Below are 14,698 nucleotides of genomic sequence, written 5' to 3' on the forward strand. Positions count from 1 at the left end.
TTCAGGCCTTCCAGCAGGCCCGGCGGTCGATCGAGAAAATGTTCGAGGACAGCCGCAGCGGCATGCAGCTTGCCCGGACACCGGCTCCGGCGTCGACCGAGGAGAAGGGCTGCAACAAGGCCAGCAGCTGCTGACCTGCCGATGAACCGCGCACCGGTGGAGAGGACCGCCGGTGCGCCTATTCCTTGTTCATCATGTTGCGAATGGCGCCGACGAACTGGCGGGCGGTGTCCTCGTTCTCCACCATCTTCTGCAACCTGTCGCGGATGATCATCGCCTTCGGCCGCTGCTGCATGGCGCGTTCGATGGCGACGTCGGCTTCGCCGGGCTTCAGGGGTTCAAGGTCTGACATGGCGGATATCCCGTGCGAAAGCGTTGACGTGTCGGCGCGCAGGTAAGGATAGCCGGAACCGCTGCGGCCATCATCAGGCAAAGCACATCAGTGACACCGGCTATCAACGATACTGGCCGACGGTCTCCACCGCCTCGCCGCCGGTGCCGAGCTTGAACTCGGTGACGCCGGGAGCCGTATCAGGGTTGATGCCGCCGAGGTCGAGGGCTCGGACGCCGCGCTGCTTCAATTCCTGCATCGCCTTCCACAGCACCAGCCGTGTGGCGCCGTTCTTGCGCCCCGCCTCGCTGGCCCAACTGATCTGACTGGTGGCACAGACGCCATGACGGAAGAACAGCCAGCAGGCGGCCGGCGCGCTGCCGTCCAGCGCCGTGATCATCAACGCCCCGTTGTTGCGGCCGCCGCCTTTGACCATGGCGTTGCGCAGACGGACCGCCAGCGGCCCGGTCATGGCGCGGAACCCCTTCTCGCGCGCCTGGTCATGCTCCCGCTTCATCAGCCAAGGCAGGTTGTCGGCCTTCCAGTCGACGTCGAGGACGAGGCCGGCCTTTTCGGCCCCGCGCAGACGCTTGCGCCAATCGCGGGCAAGGCCGGCATGCATCGCCTCCTCGCTCCGCGTCAGATCCAGCCAGACGGTCCGATAGCCGGGGCCGACTTTGCGAAAGCCGCAGCGGGCGAGCAGCGCCTCGTTCTCCAGTCCGGCCGGGAGTTCAGGCAGCAGGTTGGCGCGGCTGAGCGGATTGCCTGGACAGGCGCGGCGCAACAGGCGGAACACCGCCTCCAGCGTATTGGCATCGGGGATTGTACCGTCCAGCCACAGCGGTCCGCGGTAGCATTGCCGGTCGTGGAACAGCTTCAGCATGCGGCGGTCGAGTGTCTGGACGAGGCCGATCGGCTCGCCATCACGGTTGATCACGCCCAGGCGAGGGACATGGCCATAGGTGCGGCCCATGGCACGGCCATAGGCGAAGCTCTGCAGCAGGGTGGAGCGGGGAACGCGGGCGAACAGCGCATCCCAATCGCCGACGGTGCCCTCGTTCCAGGCGATGTCGATGTCCGGCATCGGCGTCTTCCGAAAGTTCAGGTGGCCGGATCAGGCGGGCGGCAGGGCGGAGGTCGCCTCTTCCACCTGGGCGAAGGTCGGACGGTATTCCGGTTCCAGCACGTTGCGGGCGTATTCAACCGAAATGGCGGGCGCGTAGCCGGACAAATGGGCGATCAGGCCGGTCTTCATCGCCTGATAATACTTGCCCTCGGCGTGATAGACGTTCTTGAGGCCGCTGGCGATGGGCGCGAGGAAGCCGTAGGCGACCAGAATGCCGGTGAAGGTGCCGACCAGCGCGCCGCCGATCAGCTTGCCCAGAACTTCCGGCGGCTCGGTGATCGAGCCCATGGTGTGGATCACGCCCAGCACCGCCGCCACGATGCCAAGCGCCGGCACGGCGTCGGCCACCGCCTGAATGGCATCGGCGATGCGCTGGTGTTCGTGGTGCATCGTCTCGATGTCCTCGTCCATCAGGTCGACCAGCTCATGCGGGTTGTCCGCACCCAGCGACATCAGACGGAGATAGGTACAGAGGAAGGCGATGGCGTGATGGTCGCCGTAGAATTTCGGAAACTGCTGGAAAAGCGGCGAGTCCTCCGGCTTTTCGATGTGCTGTTCAAGCGCCAGCAGGCCCTTGGTCTTCGCGATCTTGAAGACCTGGTACATCATGGTGAGGACCTCCAGGAAGTCCTCTTTCTTGTATTTCGGGCCTTTGAACAGGTGGCCCAGCTCCTTGCCGGTGTGGGTGACCACCGATTTCGGATTGGCGATGAAGAAGGCGCCGGCACCGGAACCCAGGATGATCATGAACTCGAACGGCATCCACAGCACGCCCATGTGGCCACCGCCGAGGATGTAGCCACCGAACACACTGAAGATCACGATGCCGAAGCCGATCATCACGAACATTCGGTCTCTCCCCTCCCCATACCGACCACGGGCCGCAAGATGCTGCCGGCTGACAGATGGCCGGACATCGGTTGAGTTTCCGTGAATCACCCGAACGGCCTACCGCCTTCGCGACAGGCCGCGCGATCCTACCGATGCAGGAGTGCCCTGTCACGAAAGGACTGAGGAGTAAGGGTTTTCAACGGGTGCAGGGAGGAGGGGCGGTGAAGGTGTCGCTGGGCTCCGTGCACAGGAGGACAAATGCACAGCCCGAGCGCGACGGAAAAGCACAGGATGGTCACAGCCCAAGCGGGGCGGTCCGACAGCGCAACGCCCCAGCGACCGGGTAGACCGGCCAGCCGGGGTGCTCGAAAAGCAAAGAATGTTATCGAAGCGGAATGTTCATCTGGACGCTGACGCCCGGCGGCGGCGGCGGGGCATAGATGACCGGGGGCGGTGCATAGGACGGCGCATAAATGACGCGCGGCGGAGGCTGCGGGGCCGGCACGACGACCACCGGCGGCGGCGCGCCATAGATGACGACCGGACGATCATCATGGTGATGCTTCTTGTGATGGCCCCAGCCATGGCCACGGCCATGCTCGCCGGGGTCGGCAAGCGACGGCGCAGACAGCGCGGCACCGAGCATCAACATCGTTCCGGCAACACCGGCGGCCTTTGCGGCGGCACGGACAGCCCGGCGTATCGCCGTCCGCGGCATCTGGAGATCCTGCATGGCGGCTCCGGCGTTCATCGACCTGTTCTCCTGGAATGGGTTTGCATCGGCAACGGGAAGCGCGGACGCCGGGCGGACGGCCACATACCCAATTCGATGGGATAAACGCTTATGCTCAGGCTGAGGTTCGACCGGGTGGGACATTTTTGGGCGCTGTGCGGTGGAGGGGGTTGGCTGAACGGACGGCGGCGGGAGGGTGCCGTGCGTCCTTACTCATGAAGCTGTTGATCGACGGCGGCCACCGCTACCCGTCCGAAGGGGCTAGACCGGATGAAGCGCGCAGTCGGGTGGTGCCGTCATGATCCGATGGGCACTTGGCCGCGTATCAGGCATCGTATGGGCAAGGATGACCTCATCCCAACCGCCACCCCACCCACCGAGCCGCGCCGATGACCGTCCGAGCCAGACTTCGCACCGTCGCCATGGCGGCAGTCCTTTCCATGATGGGAGGCGCCGGCGCCATGGCCGCAAGCAACGCTTACGATTTCACCTTCCAGAGCATCGACGGCAAGCCGCTGCCGCTGTCGCAGTTCAAGGGCAAAGCGATCCTGGTGGTCAACACCGCTTCGCAATGCGGCTTCACCCCGCAATACAAAGGGCTGGAGGCGCTGTGGCAGCGCTACCGCGATCGCGGTCTGGTGGTGGTCGGCGTGCCCTCCGATGACTTCGGCGGCCAGGAGCCGGGGAGCGCCAACCAGATCAAGGATTTCTGCGAGGTCAATTACAGCATCGACTTCCCGATGGCGGACAAGACGGTGGTATCGGGCGACAGCGCCCACCCCTTCTACCGCTGGGCGGCGGACGAGCTTGGCTTCCTCGCCAAGCCGCGCTGGAATTTCCACAAATATTTGGTGGGGCCGGACGGCAAGCTGGTGTCCTGGTTTTCCACCATGACCGACCCCGAGTTGGACAGGGTGCGCGAGGCAATCGAGACGCTGCTGCCGGAAAAGGCGCCGAAGTCTTAAGCGCCGCCGCCGCTCCCGCCCTACTCCACCGCCTGCCGCAGCGCCGCAGCCCCCGCCCAGGGGGCGAGCGGCAGGGCGGCGGCGAGGATGCCAGCAAGCAGCAGCAGGTGCGGGCGCGGGGTCAGCCCGTTGATCGCCGCGTCGATGGCGCCCGCGCCGAAGATCAGCACGGGGATGTAGAGCGGCAGGATCAGCAGCGACAGCAGAACGCCGCCACGCCGCGCCCCCAATGTCAGCGCGGCGCCGATGGCGCCGATCAGGCTGAGGATCGGCGTACCCAGCGTCAGGGTCAGCACCAGCACGCCGAACCCCTGCGCGTCCATGTTCAGCAGGACGGCCAACAGCGGGGCGGCGACGATCAGCGGCACACCGGTGACCAGCCAATGGGCCAGCGTCTTCGCCAGCACCGCGGCCTCCAGCGGTAGGGAGGACAGTGACAGCAGCTCCAGAGAGCCGTCCTCGTAATCGGTCTGGAAGAGACGCTCCAGCGACAGCAGCGAGGCGAGCAGCGCCGCCACCCAGATCACGCCGGCGGCGATGCGGGCCAGGATGTTCGGCTCCGGACCGACGCCGAAGGGGAACAGCACGACACAGAGCACGAAGAACATGACGGCGATGGTGGCGTCCGATCCCTGGCGCAACGCCAGCCGCAGGTCACGCGCGACAAGACGCAGGAAACGGCTCATGGCCCAGCCCCTTCTTCCTCATGCTCGTCGCCCACATCCTCATCGCCGGCCTCTTCGTCGGCGTAAGGGGTGAACTCGTCCAGATGCAGTTCCTCGCCGCCGGGGGTGGCGATGTCGGTGTGAGTGGACAGCACCACCATGCCGCCCTGCGCCCGATGTTCGGCGATCAACCCTTCGAACAGGGCGATGGCGGCGCGGTCGAGCGCCACGGTCGGTTCATCCAGCAGCCACAGGGTCGCCGGTGCGGCCAGAAGCCGCGCCAAGTTCAGCCGGCGCTTCTGACCGGCCGACAGGTAGCGGCCCGGCACCCCGGCGATGTGCGGCACCCCAAGCCGGTCGAGTGCGGCCCGCGCGTTGGCGGCGGGATCGGCGGCCCCGGCCAGCGCCGCCCAGAAGGCAAGGTTCTCCGCCGCAGTCAGCACCGGCTTCACCGCGTCGAGATGGCCGACATACTGCACCTTCGCCCGGTGGGCATCCGGGTCGTCGGCAACCGACACCCCGTCCCAGCCCAGCGTGCCGCGCAGCGGCTTCAGCAGCCCGGCCATCACCCGCAGCAGGCTGGACTTGCCGCTGCCGTTGGGACCGAGCAGAACCAACGCGCCGCCGGGAGCGATGCGGAACTCCAGCCCGGTGAAGACCAGCCGGTCGCCACGCAGACAGGTCAGCTCTGATCCGGCAAAGACGGGCATGGGGACGGGTCGCGCTTCCGGTTGAGGGAGGCGCTGCTATAGCACAGGGCAGCGGGAAAGCCGGAGCGAGAATGCGGTCGCCCCAGCGGTCAACCGACGCATCGGTTCAATGGGCACAGCGGGTCAATGGAGGCGGGACAAAAGAAAAGGCCACCGCGAGGGGGTTCTCGCGATGGCCTTGCGTCCGGCCGGGTCCGGCCGGTCGATACCTTGTGGAACGGCTTCGTTCGTCGCAGCGATGGCGCTAGGGGGAACGCCGATGCGCGCGACCTCTGGGGCCGGTTGCTTGGGTTATCGTGTACGGGAAGAAAGTGGCAAAATTTGGATGGAGTTCGAGGAAACGGATGCTACCCGATGACGCGACGCGGCCTCCGCAGCGCTGCGCTCCCATGCGTGCACCGCAGCGCCGGGTGCCGGGATTGTCACGGCTAAAGGCCGGACGCTTGTTCTGAATCAACGCCTTGGTCGCTGTCCTGCCGCATCGTGGCGCTGTCATGCCCCCGCTCGAACGGGGACCGCCGCCACCCTCCGGGTTTCCTCGTGATTGCGGCGGTGTCTGCCCAAATGTGTTCAGGAAGCGAGTTGTCCCATGTCGGCCTTCGCAGACATCCTCCAGGCCATGCCGCCGATCGCGCGGGTGGTGTTCATGCTCGGTCTCGTCTCGGCGGCGGGCGTGGCGCTCGGCCATATCAAGATCCGCGGTGTCGGGCTCGGCATCGGCGGCGTGCTGTTCTCCGGCATCGCCGGCGGCCACATCGCCAAGGAGGCGGGCATCGCCTTCAATCCGGAGATGATGGACTTCATCCGCGACTTCGGGCTGATCCTGTTCGTCTACACCATCGGCATCCAGGTCGGTCCCGGCTTCTTCGCCGCACTCCGGCGGACCGGGCTGGCCCTGAACGGGCTGGCCCTGCTGATGGTGGGATCGAGCATCCTGCTGACCGCGGTGCTGGTGTCGTCGGGCGCGCTATCGCTGGGCTCCTCGCTGGGCGTGTTCGCCGGTGCCGTGACCAACGCCCCGGCGCTCGCCGCCACCCAGCAGGTGCTGACTGAAGTCGGGGCCGGGGCCGGGGTGATGGCCCTGCCCGGCCTCGCCTTCGCCGTCACCTACCCGTTCGGCATCGCCGGCAACCTGCTGTCGATGGCCGCCGTCCGCATCCTGTTCCGCATCGACCCGGAGGCGGAGGCCACCCGCTTCGAGGACTGCCGCCGGGCCGAGGTGTCGACGCTGGAGACCATGGATCTGGCCGTCCGCAATCCGGAGCTTGCCGGCCGGCCGCTGGGCTCCATCGACCTGCTGTGCGGCCAGGGGGTGGTCGCGTCGCGCCTGCTGTGCGACGGCAAGCTCTGCGTCCCGCATGACGGGACCTGCCTGAAGCTGGGCGACGTGCTGCATGTGGTCGGGCCACGGCCGAAACTGGAGCAGGTGCGCGCCCTGCTGGGACAGGAGTTCGACCGGCCGCTGACCACCAAGGGCACCGACCTGAAGTGGGAGCGCATCGTCGTCACCAACAACGCGGTTCTGGGCAAGTCGATCGCCACGCTGAACCTCCAGGACGCCCATGACGTGGTTGTCAGCCGGGTCAACCGGTCGGGCGTGGAGCTCGTGCCGACCCCGGCGCTGAAGCTTCAGTTCGGCGACATCCTGACGGTGATCGGCCGACCGGACAGCCTCGCCGCCGTCGGGCAGATCTTCGGCAACTCCACCCGCAAGCTGCAGCAGGTGGAGATGATCCCGATGTTCCTGGGCATCGCGCTGGGTGCGGCTCTGGGCGCCATCCCGATCTTCCTGCCGGGGATGCCGGCACCGCTGCGCCTCGGCCTTGCCGGCGGCCCGCTGATCGTCGCCCTGATCCTGGGCCGCATCGGCCATGTCGGGCCGCTGGTCTGGTTCATGCCGCCTGCCGCCAACCTGGCGCTGCGCGAGATCGGCATCATCCTGTTCCTGGCCGTGCTGGGCATCGCGTCCGGCGACCGCTTCGTCGCCACGCTGGCCAGCGGCGCCGGCTGGCCCTGGATGATGTGGGGCGTGCTGGTAACGCTGGTGCCGCTGCTGCTGACCGGGCTGGTCGCGCGCGGTGTCATGAAGCTGAACTTCCTGACCATCTGCGGCGTCCTGGCCGGCGCCCAGACCAACCCGCCGGGGCTGGCCTATGCCAACGCGCTGGTCGCGTCGGAGGCTCCGGCGCTGGCCTACGCCACCGTCTACCCGCTGGCGATGTGTCTGCGTATCCTGGGACCGCAAATTCTGGTACTATTGTTGTGGTGACGCACCATTTTCCGACACAAGCGGCACAACGCGCGCGGCGTGTGAAATCCGCGTTGCGGAACCCCTGCGCCCCGGTCTAGCCTGTGCCGTAATGGTCAGACCATAGCCAGCCTCCACAACCCAGCCGGTTCTCCCGCATGCATCGCCATCCGCCCGTCAGCGATTCCGCACCCGCCGCCGTCGCCGTGGAGGATTTGCACAAGCGGTTCGGCGAGCTGGAGGTGCTGAAGGGCGTGTCGCTGACCGCCCGCGAGGGCGACGTGATCACGTTGATCGGCTCGTCCGGCTCGGGCAAGAGCACGCTGCTACGCTGCATCAACATGCTGGAGATCCCGGACGACGGCCGCGTGGTGATCGGCGGCGAGGCCATCGCGCTGAAGAAGACGCGCGGCGGCGCCAGCATCCCCGCCGACTCGCGGCAGGTGGAACGCATCCGCACCCGGCTCGGCATGGTGTTCCAGAGTTTCAATCTCTGGACCCATATGACCATCTTGCAGAACGTGATCGAGGCACCGGTCCATGTGTTGGGCGTGCCGAAGGCCGAGGCCATCGACCGCGCCCGCATGCTGCTGGACAAGGTCGGCATCCTGGCGAAGGCCGACAGCTATCCGGTCCAGCTCTCCGGCGGGCAGCAGCAGCGCGCGGCCATCGCGCGCGCACTCGCCATGCAGCCGAAGGTGATGCTGTTCGACGAGCCGACTTCGGCGCTCGACCCCGAACTGGTCGGCGAGGTTCTGCGCGTCATCCGCCAGCTGGCGGACGAAGGCAACACGATGATCCTGGTGACGCATGAGATGGGCTTCGCCCGCGAAGTGGCGTCCAAGGTGGTTTTCCTGCACCAGGGGCGGATCGAGGAGGAGGGGTCACCCGACAAGGTGCTGACCAACCCCGACTCGGACCGGGTGCGGCAGTTCCTCTCGCGCCATCTGTCCGGCGCGGCGTGAGGGGACGAGGCAGAGGGCAGGACCGGACCGTCAGAAACAGCCCGGCTCCCAACAGGAGCCAAAGAACGGGCGAACCGAACAGAGGAGTGTGTTCCTTGAAGAAGATCGTTTCGGCCCTGGCGCTCGGCGCCATGATGGCCGTCGCCGCTGCCGGCGCCGCCGGTGCGAAGGAATGGAAGACGGTCCGCATCGCCAGCGAGGGCGCCTATCCTCCGTGGAACGCCACCGACACCTCGGGCAAGCTGACCGGCTTCGAGGTCGACCTCGGCAACGACCTGTGCAAGCGCATGAAGGTCACCTGCGAGTTCGTCGCCCAGGATTGGGACGGCATCATTCCGGCCCTGCAGCAGGGCAAGTACGATGCCATCATGTCGGCGATGACCATCACCGACGAGCGGAAGAAGGTCATCGACTTCTCGGTCCCCTATGGCACCGAGCCGTCGGTCTTCGCCGTGGTGACCGGCTCGCCGCTGGCCAAGGCGCTGAACCTCGGCGCCGACCGCGTCGACCTGAACGACCAGGGCAAGGCGAAGCCGGTCCTGGACAAGCTGGCCGAAGCGCTGAAGGGCAAGTCGGTCGGTGTCCAGGTGTCGACCATCCAGGCCGACTTCATGGACAAGCATCTGCCGAAGGTGACCATGCGCACCTACGACAAGATCGACAATGCCGGCATCGACCTGGGCTCCGGCCGCGTCGACGCCATGCTGGGCGACCGCTCGGTCGTCGAGGCGGTGGTGAAGGCCACGCCGGACAAGATGGTCATCGTCGGCCCGAACTTCATCGGCGGCGTGATTGGCGAAGGCATGGGCGTGGGCCTGCGCAAGGACACCGCCGACCTGAAGGCGATGTTCGACAAGGCCATCGGCGAGGCGCTGAAGGACGGCACCGTCAAGAAGCTGAGCACCCAGCATTTCGGCTACGACATCTCGCCCACCAAGTAAGGGGGCGAAGCAAGGCGGACCACAGGTCCGCCTGTCTGACCGGTACGGCGCCCGGCGACCTTCACGGCGACCGGGCGCCAGTCGTTCAGTAACCTCCGTTCGCTGACCCCCGTCCGGCCGGCGCTCCGCGCCGCGCCCGGCGGGCCTTACCGGGCGTGCCAATGCTGGAACTCCTTTCCTTCGGTCCCAACGGCTGGGGCGGACAATTGCTGATGGGCACCGCGATGACGGTCGCGGTCGCCGTGTCGGCCTTCGCCTTCGGTATCCTCGTCGGGTCGCTCGGCGCCTCGGCCAAGCTCAGCCACTCCCTGGCGCTGAACGTCGTGGCCGATGTCTACACCACCATAGTGCGCGGCATCCCCGAACTGCTGGTCATCTATCTGCTGTTCTTCGGCGGCAGCGGCGTCGCCACCTCCATCGCCGCCGCCTTCGGCTATGACGGGCGGGTCGACCTGAATGCCTTCACCATCGGCGTGCTGGCGGTCGGGCTGATCTCCGGCGCCTACTCGACTGAGGTGATCCGCGGTGCGGTGCAGTCGGTCCCCTTCGGCCAGATCGAGGCGGCGCGCGCCTGCGGCATGAGCCGCTGGCTGATCCTGCGCCGGGTTCTGGTGCCGCAGACGCTGCGCTTCGCCCTGCCCGGCCTCGGCAATGTCTGGCAGCTGACGCTGAAGGACACGGCGCTGGTGTCGGTGACGGCACTGGCCGAGCTGATGCGCATCACCCATCTGGCGGCGGGCGCCACGCGCCAGCCCTTCCTGTTCTACAGTACCGCCGCCGTGCTGTACCTGATGCTGACCACCATTTCGACGGCGCTGTTCAACCGCGCCGAAATCTCCGCCAATCGCGGCGTCCGGAGGGCCTGAGGCCATGAACTGGCAACTGATGTGGGACAGCCTGCCCCGCATGCTCGGCGGGTTGTCGCTGACGCTGCAGCTGATCGTCGGATCGCTGGCGCTGGGCGCGCTGGTCGCCTTCGGCGTGGCGTTGCTGCGTCTGTCGGGCAACCGCGTGGTGGAGACGCTGGCGGCGGCCTATGTCTTCATCTTCCGCGGCACCCCGCTGCTGGTGCAGATCTTCCTGGTCTATTACGGGCTCGGCCAGTTCGAGTTCATCCGCGACAGCTTCCTCTGGCCCTTCCTGCGCGAGCCCTACTGGTGCGCCATCCTGGCGCTGACGCTGAACACCGGCGCCTACACCAGCGAGGTGCTGCGCGGCGCCATCCTGTCGGTGCCGCAGGGACAGGTGGAAGCGGCACGGGCCTGCGGCATGTCGCGGGCGCTCGCCTTCCGCCGCATCGTGCTGCCGGTGGCGATCCGCCAGATGCTGCCGGCCTACGGCAACGAGGTGATCCTGATGGTGAAGGCGACCTCGCTCGCCAGCACCATCACGCTGATGGAGGTCACCGGCATCGCTCGCCGGATGATCGCCCAGACCTTCGCGGTCTTCGAGCTGTTCATCGTCGCCGGCGTGATCTATCTGGTGCTGAACTTCATCGCCACCCGCCTGATCAAGTTCGCCGAATGGCGCCTGACCCCCTACCTGCGGGCACGGGCATAAGTAAGGATAGCGTCGCACACATCGTCTCCCAGCCGGAGGTTTTCCCCACTCTCCCTTGGAGAGTAAGGCCGGGGTTAAAGGGACACACGGCGACGATCCCCGTGTATCCTTACCTGGGAAACGAAAACGCCGCGGTCCGTCCCGATGACGGCCGCGGCGTTTTCATTTCCAGCCTCTCTTCCCGGAGGAGAGAGCGTGTCTCCTTATTGCCCGAGTATCTCGAAGGACGGCGGGGCCGGATCGATCACGCGCGATCCGGTCGGCGTGATCTCCATCACCGCCAGTCCGCGTTCGACCAAGCCGTCGGCGCGCAGGCGGAACAGGCCGTCCAGCCCCTCGAAGCCGTTCGGGTTGGTCATCGCCATGCGGTCGAAGGGCACCGGACCGCCGGTGCGGGTCAGCACCGCGGCGATGGAGGTGGCGTCATAGGCCAGCGTGGCGATGCGCGGCGGCTTGCGGCCATAGACCTGCTCGAACTGCGACTCGAAGCGGGCGCGGGTCTGCGGCGCCGGTGCGGCATAGAGCGCGCCGACCAGCGCCGGCTCCTGCCCGAGCGCCCCTTGCGAGGTGTCGTCCCACAGGCCAGTGCCCAGCAGCTTGACCTGCTGCGGCTGCACGCCGTTGGCGGCCAGCGCCTGGGCAATGCCCTGGGCGCGCTGCCCGCCTTCGGCCAGCATCACCGCCTGCGGCTGCGGGGTTTCCTGGGCCACCTGCTTGGCCGGGACCGACAGGTCGGTGACCGCCGGATCGTAGCGTTCGACCTGCGTGGTCATGGTGCCGAGCTTCGGTGCGATCTGCTGCATGGCGTTCACCACCGCGTCGCCATAGGGCGAGCGCGGCGCCAGCACGGTGAAGCGCGTCACCCCGCGCGAGCGGGCATAGCCGGCAACGCGGTTGACCTGATCGGCCGGGACGAAGCCAAGCACATAGGTGCCGTTGCCGGCCTGGGTGGCGTCGTTGGTGAAAGCCAGAACGTCGACGCCGGCATTCTGGGCAATCGGCCGCACCGCGGCGACGTCGGCGGCGAACAGCGGGCCGATGATCAGGCGGGCGCCCTCGGCCAGCGCCTGGCGCGCGGCGTCGGCCGCGCCGTTCGGCGTGCCCTTGGTGTCGCGCGGCAGAAGCTGCAACTGATCGCCGGCCATGTCGAACAGCGCCATCTGGGCGGAGTCCAGCATGGCCTGGCCGATGGCGGCGCTCTGCCCGCTGAGCGGCACCAGGACGGCCACCTTGATCGGGCCCTGCGCTTCCGGCAGGGGAGCCACCGGAGCCGGGACCGGTTGCGGCGCTTGTGCCACCCGCGGCGGCGCGCTTACAGTCGAACAGGCCGACAACAGGCCGGCGACCAGCAAGGCTGCCACGCCGTGACGTTTCAGACCCTGTGAGAAAGCTGTTGCCAAGCGTGCCACCAATCGTCTCCACATCTGCTGAAACGGCCGCCGATACCGAAGGCGAGACCCAAGGCATGGTCCCCACCGAGCCGGCCGAAAGTGGCGTTCAAGGTAGCCCCCTCGCCGCGCCAAGTAAACTCGCGGGCGGGCTGTATGTCGTCGCTACCCCCATCGGAAACGCCGCCGACATCACGCTGCGCGCGCTCGACACGCTGAAGCGGGCCGACGCCATCGCCTGCGAGGACACGCGCGTTACCGCCAAGCTGATGGGCATCCACGGCATCCACACCCCCTTCGTCTCCTACCACGAGCACAACGCTGCAAAGATGCGTCCGATCCTGATCGGCCGCATGAAAAAGGGCGAGGCCATCGCGCTGGTCACCGACGCCGGCACCCCGCTGGTCTCCGACCCCGGCTACAAGCTGGTGCGGGAGTGCGTGGCGGAGGGGGTGGCGGTGACCACCCTGCCCGGCGCATCGGCCCCGCTGGTGGCCCTGGTGCTGTCCGGCCTGCCGACCGACCGCTTCCTGTTCGCCGGCTTCCTGCCGAACAAGAGCAGCGCGCGGCGCGCCACCGCCGGTGAGCTGAAAGGCGTGCCCGCCACGCTGGTCTTCTTCGAATCGCCGCAGCGCCTGCCGGAGTCGCTGGCCGACCTCGCCGACATCCTGGGCCCGCGCGAGGCCGCCGTCGCCCGCGAACTGACCAAGCTGTACGAGGAGGTGCGGCGCGGCACCCTGCCAGAGCTGGCCGCCCATTATGCCGAGGCCGGCCCGCCGCGCGGTGAGGTCGTGCTGGTGATCGGCCCGCCGGGAGAGGAGGCGACGCCGGGCGAAGCCGATGTCGACGCCCTGCTGCGCGAGGCGCTGACCCGCCTGTCGGTGCGCGATGCCGCCGCCGATGTCGCCGCCCGCACCGGCCAGCACAAGCGCACCGTCTATGCCCGCGCGCTGGAACTGCAGCGGGAGGAAAGGACGAAATGACCGACTTGGATGCGCGGCGCCTGCGTGCCGAAAGCCTGGGCCGCCGGGCGGAGGCGCTGTGCCGCCTGTCGCTGCGGCTGCGCGGCTACCGCATCCTGGCAAGCCGCCTGCGCACGCCGATGGGCGAAATCGACATCGTCGCCAGACGCGGCCGCACCATCGCCATCGTCGAGGTGAAGGCACGCGGCGACTGGGACACCGCCAACGAAGCGTTGAATGCCCGCCAGCGCGGCCGGCTCGCCCGCGCCGCCCATGCCTTCCTCGGCGCCAACCCACGCTATGCCGGCTATGTCTTGCGCTTCGACGTGATGCTGGTTACCCCTTGGGCCTGGCCCCGTCATCTGGTCGATGCCTGGAGACTGTGAGGGGATGAATTTGAAGGGGCGACAGTCTTGAGCAACAGCGCGGAAGCCCGCGAAATCCTGCGCCGCATCGGCGACCAGCCGGACGACGAGATCGATCTGGCCGAAGCCGCCCTGGCTCTGGGCGCGCTGGAGTTGCCGAGCGCCGACCTCGCCCCCTACCGCGCCCATATCCGCGCCATCGTCGAGGATCTGGCCGCCCGCGTCGCGGCAGAGGACAAGGCCGCGGGCGATAGCCTGGAAGCGCGCATCGCCCATCTGCACGCCGTGATCGGCGAACGCCACGGCTATTCCGGCGACCACGACACCTACGACGACCTGCAGAACGCCAACCTGCTGCGGGTGGTCGACCGCCGGCGCGGCCTGCCGGTGGCGCTCGGCATCCTCTACATGCATGCCGCCCGCTCGCAGGGCTGGCCGATGGTCGGGCTGAATTTCCCCGGCCATTTCCTGGTCCGCATCGAGAAGGACGGCGCCCGCGCCATCCTTGATCCCTTCAACGAGGGGCAGACCCGCAGCGTCGTCGACCTGCGCGACCTGCTGAAGGCCACCGCCGGCAGCGCCGCCGAGCTGGAACCCGGCCATTACCAGCCGGTGTCGAACCGCGACGTGCTGCTGCGCCTGCAAAACAACATCAAGCTGCGCCACCTGTCGGCGCACGATGTGCCGAAGGCGCTGGAGGTGCTGGAGGCGATGCGCCTGTTCGCCCCGCACGAGCCGGCGCTGTGGCGCGAGACCGGCCTTCTGGAAGCCCATGCCGGCAATCTGAAGGACGCCATCACCGCGTTGGAAACCTTCATGGCCCTGACCGGTGACGACCATCACCGGCACCAGACCGCCTCGCTGATCCAGCAACTGAAGAACCGCCTGAACTGACCCCGTTCCAGAGG

The 14,698-nt window shown here is 67.6% G+C and carries 17 protein-coding genes (1 of these 17 only partly in view); 10 read left to right on the top strand and 7 right to left on the bottom strand.

The window, feature by feature from the left end:
* Positions 1-134, top strand: partial view of a M23 family metallopeptidase gene (locus ACWPN8_RS15330; protein WP_492241302.1) — the 3' end only. The gene continues 1,249 nt to the left of window position 1, outside the view; only the last 134 of its 1,383 coding nucleotides appear in the window; its start codon lies off the left edge, out of view; the stop codon is at positions 132-134.
* Positions 135-178: 44 nt separating this feature from the next.
* Here the strand turns inward: ACWPN8_RS15330 and ACWPN8_RS15335 are convergent, their stop codons facing one another.
* From ACWPN8_RS15335 to ACWPN8_RS15350, 4 genes are all read right to left on the bottom strand, one after another.
* Positions 179-352, bottom strand: a complete 174-nt coding sequence (locus ACWPN8_RS15335; protein ID WP_158285370.1) for a hypothetical protein — start codon at positions 350-352, stop codon at positions 179-181.
* A gap of 103 nt (positions 353-455) precedes the next feature.
* Complete coding sequence (locus tag ACWPN8_RS15340; protein WP_109096911.1) at positions 456-1,415, bottom strand: lipid II:glycine glycyltransferase FemX; 960 nt, start codon at positions 1,413-1,415, stop codon at positions 456-458.
* Between the two features lie 30 nt (positions 1,416-1,445).
* Complete coding sequence (gene motA / locus ACWPN8_RS15345; protein ID WP_098740974.1) at positions 1,446-2,306, bottom strand: flagellar motor stator protein MotA; 861 nt, start codon at positions 2,304-2,306, stop codon at positions 1,446-1,448.
* Positions 2,307-2,670: 364 nt separating this feature from the next.
* Positions 2,671-3,039: a hypothetical protein gene (locus ACWPN8_RS15350; RefSeq protein ID WP_492241303.1), complete on the bottom strand. Its 369-nt coding sequence runs from the start codon at positions 3,037-3,039 to the stop codon at positions 2,671-2,673.
* Between the two features lie 371 nt (positions 3,040-3,410).
* On the opposite strand from ACWPN8_RS15350, the gene ACWPN8_RS15355 reads away from it, so the two are divergent.
* Positions 3,411-3,986 carry a glutathione peroxidase gene (locus ACWPN8_RS15355; protein ID WP_492241304.1) on the top strand — a complete coding sequence of 192 codons (576 nt, stop codon included), beginning with the start codon at positions 3,411-3,413 and terminating at the stop codon, positions 3,984-3,986.
* A gap of 20 nt (positions 3,987-4,006) precedes the next feature.
* Here ACWPN8_RS15355 and ccmB read toward each other — a convergent pair whose 3' ends face one another.
* Entirely contained in the window at positions 4,007-4,672 is a 666-nt protein-coding gene (gene ccmB, locus ACWPN8_RS15360; protein ID WP_395458927.1) for a heme exporter protein CcmB, read from the bottom strand.
* Positions 4,669-5,361 carry a heme ABC exporter ATP-binding protein CcmA gene (gene ccmA, locus ACWPN8_RS15365; protein ID WP_492241305.1) on the bottom strand — a complete coding sequence of 231 codons (693 nt, stop codon included), beginning with the start codon at positions 5,359-5,361 and terminating at the stop codon, positions 4,669-4,671. Before ccmA ends, ccmB begins: the two co-directional genes overlap by 4 nt.
* A gap of 589 nt (positions 5,362-5,950) precedes the next feature.
* Here ccmA and ACWPN8_RS15370 point away from each other — a divergent pair.
* From ACWPN8_RS15370 to ACWPN8_RS15390, 5 genes are all read left to right on the top strand, one after another.
* Positions 5,951-7,630 carry a putative transporter gene (locus tag ACWPN8_RS15370; RefSeq protein ID WP_492241306.1) on the top strand — a complete coding sequence of 560 codons (1,680 nt, stop codon included), beginning with the start codon at positions 5,951-5,953 and terminating at the stop codon, positions 7,628-7,630.
* 137 nt (positions 7,631-7,767) lie between these two features.
* On the top strand, positions 7,768-8,574 hold the full coding sequence (locus ACWPN8_RS15375; RefSeq protein WP_109096908.1) for an ABC transporter ATP-binding protein: 807 nt from the start codon (positions 7,768-7,770) through the stop codon (positions 8,572-8,574).
* A gap of 86 nt (positions 8,575-8,660) precedes the next feature.
* A complete protein-coding gene (locus ACWPN8_RS15380; protein WP_255636334.1) occupies positions 8,661-9,515 on the top strand; it encodes a lysine/arginine/ornithine ABC transporter substrate-binding protein in 855 nt (284 codons plus the stop codon).
* 161 nt (positions 9,516-9,676) lie between these two features.
* A complete protein-coding gene (locus ACWPN8_RS15385; RefSeq protein ID WP_098740968.1) occupies positions 9,677-10,381 on the top strand; it encodes an ABC transporter permease in 705 nt (234 codons plus the stop codon).
* Between the two features lie 4 nt (positions 10,382-10,385).
* Positions 10,386-11,075, top strand: coding sequence for an ABC transporter permease (locus tag ACWPN8_RS15390; RefSeq protein WP_492241307.1), 690 nt, complete (start codon positions 10,386-10,388; stop codon positions 11,073-11,075).
* A gap of 203 nt (positions 11,076-11,278) precedes the next feature.
* Here the strand turns inward: ACWPN8_RS15390 and ACWPN8_RS15395 are convergent, their stop codons facing one another.
* Positions 11,279-12,436 (bottom strand): penicillin-binding protein activator, encoded by a 1,158-nt coding sequence (locus tag ACWPN8_RS15395; protein ID WP_492241308.1) that lies wholly within the window; start codon positions 12,434-12,436, stop codon positions 11,279-11,281.
* A gap of 104 nt (positions 12,437-12,540) precedes the next feature.
* On the opposite strand from ACWPN8_RS15395, the gene rsmI reads away from it, so the two are divergent.
* Genes rsmI through ACWPN8_RS15410 form a run of 3 tightly spaced genes read left to right on the top strand, consistent with a single transcriptional unit; the run spans position 12,541 to position 14,684 of the window.
* Entirely contained in the window at positions 12,541-13,446 is a 906-nt protein-coding gene (gene rsmI / locus ACWPN8_RS15400; RefSeq protein ID WP_492241309.1) for a 16S rRNA (cytidine(1402)-2'-O)-methyltransferase, read from the top strand.
* Positions 13,443-13,811 (top strand): YraN family protein, encoded by a 369-nt coding sequence (locus ACWPN8_RS15405; protein ID WP_109096902.1) that lies wholly within the window; start codon positions 13,443-13,445, stop codon positions 13,809-13,811. The genes rsmI and ACWPN8_RS15405 overlap by 4 nt, the downstream gene beginning before the upstream one ends.
* Before the next feature lie 27 nt (positions 13,812-13,838).
* Complete coding sequence (locus ACWPN8_RS15410) at positions 13,839-14,684, top strand: SirB1 family protein (RefSeq protein WP_109096901.1); 846 nt, start codon at positions 13,839-13,841, stop codon at positions 14,682-14,684.
* Positions 14,685-14,698 lie beyond the last annotated feature (14 nt).

This window comes from Azospirillum sp. UENF 112521, from assembly GCF_058780665.1.

Excerpts from the sequence above, each read along its gene's own strand:
- ACWPN8_RS15335 (WP_158285370.1), bottom strand. The coding sequence starts at position 352 with ATGTCAGACCTTGAACCCCTGAAGCCCGGCGAAGCCGACGTCGCCATC.
- ACWPN8_RS15340 (WP_109096911.1), bottom strand. The coding sequence starts at position 1,415 with ATGCCGGACATCGACATCGCCTGGAACGAGGGCACCGTCGGCGATTGG.
- motA (WP_098740974.1), bottom strand. The coding sequence starts at position 2,306 with ATGTTCGTGATGATCGGCTTCGGCATCGTGATCTTCAGTGTGTTCGGT.
- ACWPN8_RS15350 (WP_492241303.1), bottom strand. The coding sequence starts at position 3,039 with ATGAACGCCGGAGCCGCCATGCAGGATCTCCAGATGCCGCGGACGGCG.
- ACWPN8_RS15355 (WP_492241304.1), top strand. The coding sequence starts at position 3,411 with ATGACCGTCCGAGCCAGACTTCGCACCGTCGCCATGGCGGCAGTCCTT.
- ccmB (WP_395458927.1), bottom strand. The coding sequence starts at position 4,672 with ATGAGCCGTTTCCTGCGTCTTGTCGCGCGTGACCTGCGGCTGGCGTTG.
- ccmA (WP_492241305.1), bottom strand. The coding sequence starts at position 5,361 with ATGCCCGTCTTTGCCGGATCAGAGCTGACCTGTCTGCGTGGCGACCGG.
- ACWPN8_RS15370 (WP_492241306.1), top strand. The coding sequence starts at position 5,951 with ATGTCGGCCTTCGCAGACATCCTCCAGGCCATGCCGCCGATCGCGCGG.
- ACWPN8_RS15375 (WP_109096908.1), top strand. The coding sequence starts at position 7,768 with ATGCATCGCCATCCGCCCGTCAGCGATTCCGCACCCGCCGCCGTCGCC.
- ACWPN8_RS15385 (WP_098740968.1), top strand. The coding sequence starts at position 9,677 with ATGCTGGAACTCCTTTCCTTCGGTCCCAACGGCTGGGGCGGACAATTG.
- ACWPN8_RS15390 (WP_492241307.1), top strand. The coding sequence starts at position 10,386 with ATGAACTGGCAACTGATGTGGGACAGCCTGCCCCGCATGCTCGGCGGG.
- rsmI (WP_492241309.1), top strand. The coding sequence starts at position 12,541 with ATGGTCCCCACCGAGCCGGCCGAAAGTGGCGTTCAAGGTAGCCCCCTC.
- ACWPN8_RS15405 (WP_109096902.1), top strand. The coding sequence starts at position 13,443 with ATGACCGACTTGGATGCGCGGCGCCTGCGTGCCGAAAGCCTGGGCCGC.